9 protein-coding genes and 2 tRNA genes are annotated in these 12,935 nt (G+C 47.3%); 4 read left to right on the plus strand and 7 right to left on the minus strand.

Going from position 1 to position 12,935, the window contains the following annotated elements; genetic code table 11:
• The first annotated feature begins 5 nt into the window (after positions 1-5).
• A complete protein-coding gene (locus tag BM318_RS09945) occupies positions 6-2,099 on the plus strand; it encodes an ArnT family glycosyltransferase (RefSeq protein ID WP_092982469.1) in 2,094 nt (697 codons plus the stop codon).
• A 19-nt stretch (positions 2,100-2,118) separates the two neighbouring features.
• Here BM318_RS09945 and BM318_RS09950 read toward each other — a convergent pair whose 3' ends face one another.
• The 3 genes from BM318_RS09950 to BM318_RS09960 all read right to left on the minus strand — a co-directional run bounded on the left by BM318_RS09950 (position 2,119) and on the right by BM318_RS09960 (position 4,297).
• Positions 2,119-2,532, minus strand: coding sequence for an RlpA-like double-psi beta-barrel domain-containing protein (locus BM318_RS09950; RefSeq protein WP_245759802.1), 414 nt, complete (start codon positions 2,530-2,532; stop codon positions 2,119-2,121).
• Between the two features lie 11 nt (positions 2,533-2,543).
• On the minus strand, positions 2,544-3,734 hold the full coding sequence (locus tag BM318_RS09955; RefSeq protein ID WP_143099960.1) for a porin family protein: 1,191 nt from the start codon (positions 3,732-3,734) through the stop codon (positions 2,544-2,546).
• 478 nt (positions 3,735-4,212) lie between these two features.
• Positions 4,213-4,297: transfer RNA gene (locus BM318_RS09960), tRNA-Ser, on the minus strand.
• A gap of 150 nt (positions 4,298-4,447) precedes the next feature.
• Between BM318_RS09960 and BM318_RS09965 the strand changes: the two genes are divergently transcribed.
• Complete coding sequence (locus BM318_RS09965) at positions 4,448-5,431, plus strand: carbohydrate kinase family protein (RefSeq protein WP_092982471.1); 984 nt, start codon at positions 4,448-4,450, stop codon at positions 5,429-5,431.
• 49 nt (positions 5,432-5,480) lie between these two features.
• Positions 5,481-7,040 (plus strand): M28 family peptidase, encoded by a 1,560-nt coding sequence (locus BM318_RS09970; RefSeq protein WP_092982472.1) that lies wholly within the window; start codon positions 5,481-5,483, stop codon positions 7,038-7,040.
• A 73-nt stretch (positions 7,041-7,113) separates the two neighbouring features.
• Here BM318_RS09970 and BM318_RS09975 read toward each other — a convergent pair.
• Positions 7,114-7,189: transfer RNA gene (locus tag BM318_RS09975), tRNA-His, on the minus strand.
• Between the two features lie 317 nt (positions 7,190-7,506).
• Here BM318_RS09975 and BM318_RS09980 point away from each other — a divergent pair.
• Positions 7,507-9,537, plus strand: coding sequence for a tetratricopeptide repeat-containing sensor histidine kinase (locus BM318_RS09980; protein WP_092983487.1), 2,031 nt, complete (start codon positions 7,507-7,509; stop codon positions 9,535-9,537).
• Here BM318_RS09980 and bshB1 read toward each other — a convergent pair.
• The 3 genes from bshB1 to BM318_RS09995 form a co-directional block, all read right to left on the minus strand.
• A complete protein-coding gene (gene bshB1, locus BM318_RS09985; RefSeq protein WP_092982473.1) occupies positions 9,534-10,250 on the minus strand; it encodes a bacillithiol biosynthesis deacetylase BshB1 in 717 nt (238 codons plus the stop codon). The genes BM318_RS09980 and bshB1 overlap by 4 nt on opposite strands.
• Positions 10,247-11,410, minus strand: coding sequence for a trans-sulfuration enzyme family protein (locus BM318_RS09990; protein WP_092982474.1), 1,164 nt, complete (start codon positions 11,408-11,410; stop codon positions 10,247-10,249). The genes bshB1 and BM318_RS09990 overlap by 4 nt, the downstream gene beginning before the upstream one ends.
• A 107-nt stretch (positions 11,411-11,517) precedes the next feature.
• Positions 11,518-12,921, minus strand: coding sequence for an MATE family efflux transporter (locus BM318_RS09995; protein ID WP_092982475.1), 1,404 nt, complete (start codon positions 12,919-12,921; stop codon positions 11,518-11,520).
• Positions 12,922-12,935: the final 14 nt, after the last annotated feature.

A 12,935-nucleotide genomic window follows, 5' to 3' on the forward strand; every position in this document is an offset into this window, starting at 1 on the left:
AACACATGCAAAAAGTCTTTTCTCGCCAGACTTTTACTTCCAATCCCCGCTTGTGGCAGGGCTTGACGCTACTAGGCGTCCTGCTATTTACTATCTGGAGATCCTCTTACGGCACACGCCTGGATTCTTTTGCCAATGACGAACCCTTTCATATTATTTCCGGAGCCTATTATGCCGAAACCGGAGATTACCGATTGAATCCAGAACATCCTCCCCTCTCTAAATTATGGGTGGGACACTGGATAAAAAATGATATGGAGTTGCGTCCGCTGGAGGTGCTCAACGACAAGGAACATGAGCGGCATTGGCTGCAGGAAATCATGTATTACGAAAACGACGACATTGGGATACAGCGGAAATCCCGGGCGGCGATGTACGCTTTTCATTTTATTCTCGGCCTGTGTATCGCCGGCTTGCTTTGGCGTTTTTTTGGGTTTCAATGGGCCCTGATAAGTATGCTATGGCTCGCTTTGGAGCCCAGTATTAGTTCGCATCAGCCTCTCGTATTAACAGATTTACCCCTATCGCTGACCCTTGTCCTTAGCGCACTTACAGCCGGTAAACTCGCAATGACCTGGAAATGGGAATGGGTAGTCGCCTTTGGCCTTGCCGTGGGAAGCGCCATGGCCGTAAAGCATTCTGCGTTACCGGCAATAGCCGGGATAGGGCTGCTGTTGCTCGGTTTTGCCCTGATTCCCCTGGTTAAGAAATCCTGGAAAGAAGCCGGGAGTCGTTTGGTACGGATCCTCGGAGCCTCGATTATCGGACTTGGGGTGTTATGGGCTGCCTATGGCTTCAGCTATGAAGGATCTATCGAGGGGAAAGACCAGTTTAATCGAAGTCTGGAGCTCAAGATTTCAGACCTCAATAAGCCCATATATCGGAACCTGGTGACCTTCATGGACAATTCCCGCCTTTTTCCCAAGGCTTATCTCTGGGGGTTTGCCGATACGATTCGGGCAGGCATGGAAGGCCGTGGCGATGACGAACACAAATTCTTCGGGGAAGTGGTTATGGGCAGAGCTCCCTATTTATACTTCCCTGCTGTTTTGTTGGTGAGAATTCCGCTTGCGCTTCAACTGGTTCTGTTATTGGGGCTCGGCGTGTTAATCTATTGCGCAATAAAAGCGCGTAAAGGGGAGGGTTCATTTACCAAAGAACAATGGGTCATTATTGCATTCGTCGGCACTTTGGTAATTATGCATGTGCTGGCCCTGGCTTCGGGGCGTACTTCCTACGGGGGCGTACGTCATGCCATGCCCATTACCGCGGGGCTGGGTATCCTGGCCGGAGCCTCCGCTTTTTTAGGTTTGCCCAGACTGGGTATCCGAAATCGACTGATCCCTTACGGCCTATTGCTCATAACCTTTGTTATGACGGTCACTGAGAAACGGATCTACGAGTATCACAATGAAATCGTAGGGGGTACGGAAAATGCCTATAAGTTTTTCGCCAACGAAGGCTTGTATCTTGGGCAACGCTTTTATGAAATCCGGGATTTCTTTGATGGGATTCATGTGGATAGTACGGAAAATATCCAAAGTTGGAGTTGGCTAATGAAGGAAGAGGTAAATGCTTCCAAACTCGATGTAGAGCGGGGTATTGTTAAAGATATTTTTGACGATTCCAATTCGGAAGGTAAGGTCAAGGGTTATTTTATTATTGAATCGTGGCTCTACCACCCCTGGCCAAACTGGGATCCCGCACGCCTGGATGCGCTCAAAACAGTTAAACGACTTGGCAATATCAGTATCGCCTACGGGGAACTGGCCGATCCCGAAAACTGGGCATTCTCCATGAGTGGAAAAGTGTTTGAATACCTGGCCGAAACCCGGGAGCCGGATTGGGATCTGGTGCGCAGGCGCATGGAGAAAGTGGTAGAGATCATGCCTTGGCGTAGCAGTGATAACACGGTTCTGGGGAACGCCTATCTGAGATTAAATCAAAAGGAAAATGCACTGGCAGCCTATACCAGAGCATCTGAAAACCTGGCTTCGGACGATCCGTATCAGGAACTGCTGAAGAATCAGATAGAAACGATACGTAACGCAACAGAACTATCTGATATTAAGACATTAAGGCCTGCTGTATTAGAGTGAAACTAAAATAGATGTCCTACTACTTCACTGAAGTTGTATCCGGAACTTTGAATCGAATAATTCGTTTTTGCCGACCCCATTCCCGGGCTTTGGAAACGTCAGTCCCCATATACAGATCTACATGATTCCTGAACCTGCGGTTCATCTTGTCCTTCACGAGGTAAGTTCCTGGGAGACCTTCAATTTCTACCTCCGTGTTGTGCTCAAGGCCTATAGCCAACAGGTCCCTTGAGATGGCGATGCACTGCATGCCTTCTTGCAAGGTGTCGCCCCAGGCGGTTATCGTTGGATCTCCATCGGTTTGCCAGGGCACAGAATTGAAAGCAGAAACCGTTACCTCTATTTCCTGCCAGACGTACTCCTGATCTGGCTGACAGGAGTTTAGGAAAAACAGCAGTAGCAGACCTGAAGGTATTATTGATTTAAAGTACACGGTTTTTAAGGCTAAAAAATTGAGTATCCTACTATTATGGCGGTTGTTTGATACTCTGAAAACCAAAATTCAAACCTGCTTAGGATATCTCTTGTTGTTTGATAACGTAGTTCCAAACTCAATTTATCATTGTGTTTATAACCTATCCCAAAAGCAATATTATCAGCAACGCTTATTTCTAAATCATTAGAAAAATCACGAATCACCCTCGATTTACCTATACTGTAATCTAGGACGTAAGCAGCATTGATAAAGATTTTGGATTGCTTATTGATAAAGAAATAGTGCCTTACCCCTACCGGTATTTCAATAGATTTATAATCAACACCGTCTATTGATGAGGAGGATTCTTCTAAATCAGATTTAAAATACTGATAAGTGGGTTCAGCAAACAGTGCCCATTTACTGTTGTTAAAAGGTAAAATAAATTCAACCTCCATCCCTAGCCTTAAGGATGTTTCAGCGTTAAATTCTTCTTTTATATCAGATAGATTATTTTGAATGTTTAGGGTGGTAAACCGTATGCCCGGTCGAATGTTCAGGTTGAATAAATCTCGATTCTTTTTAATCTCAAAATACATATAATCTGATCCGGCGCATTCATTATAATTTATAAAATAAGGTGTCAAATCCTTCTCGTGGTATTCTAGACTCTCAACCTTACTAATTCTAGAATCAGGGCATTTTATAGTGTTCCATAACTGATTTCTAAATTCATTGTTTCTATTTATTCGTTCGCTGGTAACAAAGTAGGATTTGTAGACCAACTGCTTCAAATCGGTTTCTTGTGTATTATAGAAGAATCTTACTAAATCCCCATTTTCGTATCTGTAAAGGCTGGCCCTGCCTTCGACAAGTACTTCCAGGAATATCGTTTCTTCTTCATAGACAGGATTTCTTTCATAAGTCATCATTTCGAAATTCTCACTTGATTTATCGATGTTGACAGTACGGCGGACGTACTTAGCGATACTATCTATTTGAAACTCCTTTACATCTGAAATGCCAATGGTTTTGGATTCAAGATTTTCTTTCAATCGGTATTCAAACTCTGTAGGATTGTCCTTCCAGTCTACATTCCTGATATAACAATCCTTCCTTTGCCCTGAATTATCAATATAAAAACCCTTTTCATAGGATATTTGTCCGTAAATATTTGAAGTCAAAAGACAAATGATTAGTACTAAAATGATCCTTTTCATGGCAATTTTGGGTTTGAAAAAACTGAAAGTAAGATTATTCTTCAAGGTTTACCTACTTTATCGTTGAAAGTATTCGGCAACCTGATCTTCTTTTTACTTCCATCCCTATTACCCGAGTATGACGAAGAACTCGCTTTACTAGGTATGCAAGAAAGGTGTCCTGCAATTTGAAAACTTAGCCATGCAGGCAAAGGGATTTCTCGCTTCACTCGTGATCCCGGGCCGAGCGCTCGCAGAAGGTCCGGTGGAGCTTCTGCAGCGAGGAGCCAGCCGGTGCGCTGGAAATTGAAGGATTAGGAAATCCTTTAAAGGATTACGCCGCTAACGCGACGTGATCCCTTGAGGGGAGTCCTGCAATTACAAAGCGCCCTGTCATGCTGCGCATGACCGTCTTTTCTGTTTAGTTTTGCTTACAAAAACAGGTTTTTGACGCAAACACAAACAAAAAAGCCCCGCTTATCGCGGGGCGCTTTGTTTGCGGAGGAAGAGGGATTCGAACCCCCGGAGGTGTGACCCTCAATGGTTTTCAAGACCACCGCATTCGACCACTCTGCCATTCCTCCTGAAATGCGGGGCAAATATATGGCTTTTTTGTAAGTGGGCGCAAAGGAGAATCGATTTTCGGCCTGCTTTTCCCGAAGAAGTTCGGTTCCCTTGCATTTCGGCGGAATGCACTTAATTTCATATCTTCCGTATTCCAATTAGCACAACGAATGAAAGGATATAAAGCAGCAGTTCTCGGACCCATTCCCAGGGATCATATCACCACCCATCGCGGAGAGGTTATCGAGAAATATGGGTGCGCAACACATACGGCCATTGGCATGTCCCGTCTGCTGGGAAATGACGGTGAAGTCCACTTGATTTCTCATGTCCGCAAAGCAGATAAGCCCGGTGTTTTGGAAATCCTTTCCCCCTACTCCAACATCAATACCACCGGGATTCGCGATGGTGCAGATCAGGGAGATGTTATTCAGCTCAAATTCGTCGATCAGAACAACCGTTTGGAGAAGCAAACCGGATTTATGAATCCGATCGTCGGAGAGGATTTAGAAGATGTGCTCGATGCCGATGTATTCGTCTGCGTTCCGATTACCGATTACGAAATTCCCCTGGAGACCCTGAAGTTCATCAAAGCAAACAGCAATGCGCCTGTAATATTCGATGCCCATGGGCCTACGAACATTGTTACTACAACCGGAGACCGGCTTATCCGATATTGGATTGATCGGGATCTTTGGTTACCCTATATCGATGTGCTGAAGATGAACCTGGAGGAATCCCGCTGTTGCTGGTTCGAAAAAGAGTATAAGGTGGAAGACTTGAAACCTTTCCACGATGTTAGTGAAGCCCATCTGGACGACCTGGCCAATCACGTACTTTTCAAAGGGGTGAAATCCCTCATTGTAACCCTGGACGCTGGCGGAAGTGCCGTTTACTTTATGAAAAACGGGAAAGTCCACAAGGAAATCGTTCCTTCTGTACCGGTTACGGATGTGGTAGATACTACGGGTTGTGGAGATTCTTTTGCCGGGGGTCTGGGCTTTGGGCTGTTGGAAGAGCCTGAGAACTTTGTCCGGGCGGCCAAGTACGCCAATGCCCTGGGCGCTCAACGTACACAGGGGCGTAATTTTGACGTGTTCCTAGATCGGGGTACTACGGATCAAATGCTCCACAAGGCCTACGGATCTATCTGATTCCTGACCGCATAGATTTCCGTATTTTTGAATTCCTAAATAAAAATTGATGAATAAGTATTGCATTTGTCTTGCTGCGCTTGCTCTTTCCTGCAACACCAGTAAGAACACGGCATCCACCACTCCGGATCAGCCGGAAGTCGATGCCTCCGTAACCTATGCCGCCACGATTACCGAAGCGGAATTACAGGAACATTTATACACCTACGCCTCAGACGAATTTGAAGGCAGGGAGACCGGGGAACCCGGACAAAAGAAAGCAGTCGAATATTTGAGAGAAGCTTATAAAGGGATGGATATTCCAGCCGCTGCCGGAACTTCAGGTACTTATTTCCAGAAGGTTCCTCTTGAAATGTCCAAACTTCCCGAGGGGCGAATCGTCCTGGATGATGTTATTCTTACCAATGGCGGAGAATTCCTGGCGTTTTCGCCCGGTACCGGCACCTATTCTGAAGTGGTCTTCATGGGATATGGCATTGATGAGGAACAGTATTCCGATTATGACAATGTCGATGTAAATGGCAAGGTGGTGCTCACCCGTTCCGGAGAGCCACGAGGCGATGATGGCAATTATATCCTTACAGGGACCCTGGAAGCTTCGAAATGGAGTAATGTATCGGAAGCAATCAATCGTCGCGTAGATGCGGCCCAGGCTCATGGAGCCAAGGCCCTGATGTATGTAGACGATCAGAACTTCAAGCGGTATAAAGGCTATTTTGATAATATGCGACGCAACAATAGCGGGCGTATGAATTTGGCTTCTCAAGAGGAAAACACCCAATTTATCCTCCTCAATGGGGATGTGGCCAATACCGTATTCGGGGAGTGGTCCAAAATAGAGGTTGGCAGTAGTATTGCTGCAGATCTTGCCCTGGAAATTGAAAGTGAAAACCAGGCCATTGATTCCGAAAACGTAGTCGCTATTCTGGAAGGATCGGAAATCCCAAATGAGTATGTCGTGATTTCCTCTCACCTGGATCATATTGGTTTAGAACCCGATGGGGAGGTAAATAACGGCGCCGATGACGACGGATCCGGTACGGTTGCTATGCTGGAAATTGCGGAGGCCTTTAAGGAGGCTGCCAAAGCAGGTATCCGTCCCCGGCGAAGTATTGTTTTCCTCCATGTTACCGGGGAAGAAAAGGGGCTGCTAGGCTCGCGATACTACACGGATGTCGAACCCCTGTACCCCCTGGCCAACACGGTTGCGAATCTGAATATCGATATGATCGGACGAATCGACCCCAAACGCGAGGGTTCCCGGGAGTATATTTATCTGATCGGTTCCGATAAGCTGAGTACAGAACTACACGAGCTGTCGGAGGAGGTAAATTCGAAATACACGGGGATGGAGTTGGATTATACCTACAACGACGAAAACGACCCCAACCGGTTTTACTACAGAAGCGACCACTACAATTTTGCCAAGAACAACATTCCGATCATTTTCTATTTTAACGGGACCCATGTAGATTATCACCGGCCCGGGGACACTCCGGATAAAATAAATTACGATTTACTGGAGCAACGGGCGCGTTTGGTATTCCACACAGCCTGGGAAGTTGCCAACCGCGATGCGCGTTTGGTTGTTGACAAAGCGGCCAAATAATCGCAGTTCAGTAGCAATACAGTAATGCCATAAACAAGAAAGCCTTCAGCAAAAACTGAAGGCTTTTTTTCTTGGGTGGAAGACCGGGTTCGAACCGGCGACCTCTGGAACCACAATCCAGCGCTCTAACCAGCTGAGCTACAACCACCATTTTAGCGGTGGCAAAGTTAATAGAATTCGAAGCTGTGCGCAAAATTATTTCTGGCATATTTTGATTCGACCGGGAGGGTATTTGCGCCTTTTTCAGGCTCAGTTTCCAACTTCCAGAATTCCATTTTTATCGACGAACTGCACGATTATATCGACCAGACACACAAAAATCCACCTTTCACAACAAACTTTACGCCACACAATGGGTCAAGGGTAAATTTAGCCTGTCTGATTTTGACGCATGAAAAGCCTTTGGCAACCTATACCAGTTCTCCTTTGCCTGTGCCTCCTGTTTCCGGGAATTTTTCCGGGGACTATGGATGTACTCGCCAATGAAACCGACCCCCGAGCTGAACTTCGAAAAGAAATCCAGAAGTTGGAGCGGTCCATAGACTTCAATCCACAGGATTCCACCTATATCAACAAACTCAACGAACTGGCTAAAGAAATCCGGTTCTATCAGGCCGATAGCCTCCTGCAAATAGGCGAATTGATGCTGGACCTCAGTGAAGCTGCCGATTACCAGGCAGGAAAGAGTAAGGCAAATATGCGACTGGCCGATTATTATTCAGATCGCGGTCAGAATGCCAAAGCGATTCGATACTACAAAAGAGGGCTCACCCTGGCCGAAGGAGATGAGCATCAGATGCTTCGCCTTAAAGGACTCAACAGCCTTTCTGGCGAATTTGCTTATAAAGGAGATTACGGTAGCGCATTGAATGGTTATCTGGAAGCCCTGGAATTGGCTCAGGAATTGGATGAGTTAATCATGCAATCGATAATCCTGGAGAATATTGCCAATTTATATTCCGAACAAAAAGACTACGAAGCCGCGCTGGCCTATTATAAAAAGGTCAAGCGCTTAAACGATTCTATTGATAATGAGGTGATCAAGGCCGAAACCATGAGCAATCTGGGATCCTTGTATGCCGATATGGGGAACCTGGAATACGCCATGTTTAACGTTAACCAGAGTATCGACATCTTCGAAGAGCACCGGATCATGGATTGGCTGGCCTACGCCTATGAGACTAAGGGTAAAATCTACCTGAAGAAATACAATTACAAGTGGGCGCTGTACTGGTACAACCAAAGCGATATGTTGCATCTGAGCCTGGACGATCAGCGCGCTCGCATTGATTTGCTTAATGGAATGGCACAGGCCTATTTTGGGAAAGGCAATGATAGTCTTGCTTCGGTTTACGCCACGGACGCGTTCAGAATAAGCAACGAGATCAATTTCACCAATGGAAAGCGGGATTGTGCCAAGACCCTCTATAGAATCCACAGGAATCGGGAGGATTACGCTACTGCCCTGGCCTATCATGAGCTATTCCAGCAATTATCGGACTCCCTGGCCCGAAGCGAAAACCGCCAGAGCCTGAATCTGCATAAGACTAAGGACGAATACGAGCGGCAGAAAGCCGAACTCATTGAGAACAACGAAAAGGCCCTGGCCAAGCAAAAGCGTTATATCCGCATCGGTTGGGTAATCCTTTTGATTGCCACCATTATTATCTATTTGGTGTGGCGCTCTAAAAAACTACAAAAGCAGCTGACTGCAGAATTGCAAACCAAGCAGGAGTTCCTCGAAAAGCGTAAAGCCGAACTCCAGGATATCAGTGAAACCAAAACCAAGCTCTTCTCCATTATCGGTCACGACCTGCGCGGACCCATAGGTGCCTTACAAGGCTTGTTGAAAATGTTCAAGGACGGCGATCTGAAACGGGAAGAATTCCTGACCTTAATGCCCAAGCTGCGCGGGGATGTTGATCATATCTATTTTACCCTGAATAACCTGCTCTCCTGGGGTAATTCCCAGCTGGAAGGCAGCATAACCAAGGCTCAGGAAATGGATATGCAAACTGTTGTACAGGACAATATAAACCTGCTTTCCGAACTGGCCGAACGCAAATCGATTCGCATTGTTTCCAAAGTGGATGGATCTGTACAAACCTGGTCCGATCCGAACCAGATCGACATTGTGATCCGAAACCTGATCAGCAATGCCATTAAATTTACCCCACACAACGGGATGGTAACCCTCAAAGCCCGGGAACTCGAAACGGAATGGGAAATCTCGGTCCGTGATACCGGTATGGGAATGGACCGTATTACTTTAGGTAAACTCTTCCAGGATAAGACGCATCACACTACCTACGGAACAGATAAGGAGAAAGGTACCGGCCTGGGGCTTTCCCTTTGTAAAGAAATGGTCGAAAAGAATAACGGCCGAATCTGGGTGGAAAGCATTATGCGAAAAGGAAGTACCTTCTACTTTACCCTGCCCAAGGCCTGTATGCGGGGCCAAAACAATCCTGAAAACGCCTTAGGAAAAGCGGTTTAAATTAAATCGCTCAGTTGCCGTACTGCAGGGAGGCGCGATACATTGAAGCCCTCGGCATGTTCTACCCCTATTAAACGTCCCAAATCCCGTGCCCGGTATTCTACGCTGTCGGTGAAATTCTTGCTGCTTATCGGTGTTTGAGGTTCCTCGCTGTTGGGATCGTAAAATTGAGACGCATAGGCGCCAATTGCCGCTAGTTTCTGATCCATAAATCCACTGACATCCAGAGCAAAATCAGGAGTCAGGTTCTTCCATTGAATATAATGGTAAACATTTTTGGGCCTCCAGGCCTCCTGGGCGTCCCCGTTGTGATTTGTAGGAATCTTAATCAGACCGCTCAAGAAACAAGCGTCACTTACGAGTTCGCTTCCGCGGCCGTGGTCAATGTGGCGATCTTCCACCGCATTGCAGAGTACGATGTCAGGGCGATACTGTCGGACCTTTTGAATAATCGCCAACTGGTGCTGCCGATCATTACGAAAAAAACCATCGGCAAATCCCATATTCTCGCGGACGCTTAATCCCAGTATTTCGCCTGCTTTAGCTGCTTCTGCATCCCGGATTTCAGCGGTGCCCCGAGTGCCCAGTTCACCCCGGGTGAGATCGATAATCCCAACTTTTTTTCCCTGCGCTATTTCTTTGGCAATGGTAGCTCCTGCCCCGAGTTCCGCATCGTCGGGATGGGCCCCGAATACCAGTACATCTAACTTCATGCGAGGCTGTGTGTTGCTTTACGTAATGCTTGCAGCAAATCTTCCTTTAAGTCTTCAATATCCTCTATACCGGAGGAAAAACGAATGAGGCCTTCTTCAATTCCGGCTGCCTTGCGTTGCGCTTCGGTCAACAGGGCATGTGATGTCTGCGAAGGAAGTGTCAGCGTACTCTCGACTCCGGCCAAACTCATGGAAGCCTTAACTAATTTGAGCGAATGGGTGAATTCACCAAGGTCTACCTCAGGGGCCAATTCAAAAGACAGCATGCCCCCAAAAGCCTTCATTTGCTTTTTTGCCAATTCGTGATCCGGATGGTCTTCCAGTCCCGGATAATATACCCGGTTTACTTCCGGGCATGTTTGCAGGAAACGGGCCAGCTCCAAGGCATTCTGGCTTTGCGCCTTAACGCGAAGCCCCATGGTCTTGATACTACGCTCGAGGAGCCACACCGTGTAATCGCTCAGACTTCCTCCCATATTTTTGGCTAACTGGAAGATACGGTCAATGTGTTCCGTACTTCCCATTACCACACCAGCGCAGATGTCGGAATGTCCTCCCATGTACTTGGTAGCCGAATGAATAATGAGGTCAATCCCGAAGTCTGCCGGATTTTGGTTTACCGGGGAGGCAAAGGTGTTGTCGATCATCGTAACAAGACCTTTTTTCCGGGCAAGCTCCGCCACTCCCTCCAAATCAGTGATTTGCATCAGTGGATTGGAAGGGGTCTCGAGGTAGAGAACCCGGGTATTTTCACGGATCGCCTGCCGGTATGCGGCAACCGTTGGTTCGGCTATGAATGTGTATTCGATCCTGAACTTGTCGAATTCCTCCCGGATCAGGTTCTGCGTACCTCCATAGGAATGCTCTGAGAGCACCACATGATCCCCGCTTTGTACAAAGGCGAGTAAGGCGGTACTTACAGCGGCCATTCCACTCCCGAAGATCAGCGCCGTTTCCGTGTTTTCCAGGGCGGCCATTTTGCGGCAAAGCGCCTCTTGATTCGGGGTATTGAAGTATCGCGGATAGCGTTTAATATCCACATCCTCATAGGCGTAAGAGGTACTTACATATATGGGAGATACCGCCCCGCGAAATCGCTCATCCTCGAGGTTTCCGCTATGCGTGCAGCGCGTATTGATTCCCTTGTGTTTGTTTTCCATACATCCGAAAATTAACCAGTCGTAACTCAGATTAGGTCCGACATTCAAAAATAGCGATTCCGGGGCATTTCACCTGAAATTCCGGAATCGCCTGAGATAGCGTTGGTTTACACCTGGAAGGACTTCCATTTCCCCTTGCGAAAAGCCAGCAGCGCCAGTACGGTAAGTAAAACCTCGGCGAGGGTTATGGCCAGGAATACTCCAATAGGGCCATAATCCAGAACTTTTGCCGCGAAATAGGCAAAGGGGAGTTGGAATAACCAGAAAGCTACCAGATTAATACGCGTTGGGGTTCGTGTATCCCCGGAACCGTTGAAGGCTTGAGTAACCACCATTCCGTAGGCATAGAATATGTAACCCGCCGCGATAACCCGCAGGCATAATGCCCCGTTCTCCACTACAGCGGGTACGTCGTTGAACCAGCCCAGGATGGTGGGGGCAAATATCAGGTAACCGATAGATACCAATCCCATAAACCAGGCATTGTATTTTCCGGTTTTCCATACGGAAGTCTCTGCGCGTTCCGGTTTGCCCGCTCCCAGGTTTTGACCAACCAGGGTGGCAGCCGCATTACTCATACCCCAGGAAGGCATCAGCGTAAACATCATTACCCGGATGGCAATGGTGTAGCCGGCCAGCACCTCGCTTCCGAATTCGCTCATTAATCGCATGAGGAATACCCAACTGCTGGTTCCGATTAAGAATTGTGCAATTCCCCCAAGAGAAACCCGTACCAGATTCCACATAACTTTCAGATCCAGCACCCAATTCCTCAGGGTAACTTTTATTCTGCTCCAGCCTAAGAACAGGATCGCCAGTTGGACGAGCACCGCGGTACCCCGGCCTATATTGGTAGCAATAGCAGCCCCTTTTACCCCGAATTCAGGGATAGGCCCCCATCCGAAAATAAAAATAGGATCGAGAATAATGTTTAAGCCATTGGAAAGCACCAAAACCCACATGGCCACGGAAGCATCCCCCGCCCCCCGGAATATCGCGTTGATCAGGAACAGCAACATTATGGTGATATTTCCCCCGATCAACCATTGGGTATATCCGTAGCCCTCTTCAATAAGATCCTGCTCTCCACCCATTAACTGGAGGATATCCTTGGCATAGATATATCCGAATATACCGACGGTAATCGCCACGACACTCCCGAGGATTATGGCTTGCACAGCGGCTATTCGGGCTCCGGTGACGTCTTTTTCACCAATGCGGCGTGCAACAACGGCAGTTGCTGCCATGCTTAAGCCAATGGCTACTGCGTAAAGTAAGGTGATAACAGATTCGGTCAGGCCTATGGTGGCTACAGCATTTACGCTAACCTTGGACACATAGGCGATGTCTACAACGGCAAAGACGGATTCCATCATCATCTCCAGAATCATTGGAATGGAGAGCATGAAAATGGCTTTACGTACGCTGCCTTCGGTGAAATCCCCATGAGAACCCTTGAGGGCCTGAAGGAAATACTTGAAGTATCGTGATTTAAATGGATTGATCGACATGATTAAGAAGTTTG

It is taken from the genome of Robiginitalea myxolifaciens (assembly GCF_900115205.1).
Taxonomy (GTDB): domain Bacteria; phylum Bacteroidota; class Bacteroidia; order Flavobacteriales; family Flavobacteriaceae; genus Robiginitalea; species Robiginitalea myxolifaciens.

Excerpts from the sequence above, each read along its gene's own strand:
- BM318_RS09945 (WP_092982469.1), top strand. The coding sequence starts at position 6 with ATGCAAAAAGTCTTTTCTCGCCAGACTTTTACTTCCAATCCCCGCTTG.
- BM318_RS09955 (WP_143099960.1), bottom strand. The coding sequence starts at position 3,734 with ATGAAAAGGATCATTTTAGTACTAATCATTTGTCTTTTGACTTCAAAT.
- BM318_RS09965 (WP_092982471.1), top strand. The coding sequence starts at position 4,448 with ATGAAAGGATATAAAGCAGCAGTTCTCGGACCCATTCCCAGGGATCAT.
- BM318_RS09970 (WP_092982472.1), top strand. The coding sequence starts at position 5,481 with ATGAATAAGTATTGCATTTGTCTTGCTGCGCTTGCTCTTTCCTGCAAC.
- BM318_RS09980 (WP_092983487.1), top strand. The coding sequence starts at position 7,507 with ATGGATGTACTCGCCAATGAAACCGACCCCCGAGCTGAACTTCGAAAA.
- bshB1 (WP_092982473.1), bottom strand. The coding sequence starts at position 10,250 with ATGAAGTTAGATGTACTGGTATTCGGGGCCCATCCCGACGATGCGGAA.
- BM318_RS09990 (WP_092982474.1), bottom strand. The coding sequence starts at position 11,410 with ATGGAAAACAAACACAAGGGAATCAATACGCGCTGCACGCATAGCGGA.
- BM318_RS09995 (WP_092982475.1), bottom strand. The coding sequence starts at position 12,921 with ATGTCGATCAATCCATTTAAATCACGATACTTCAAGTATTTCCTTCAG.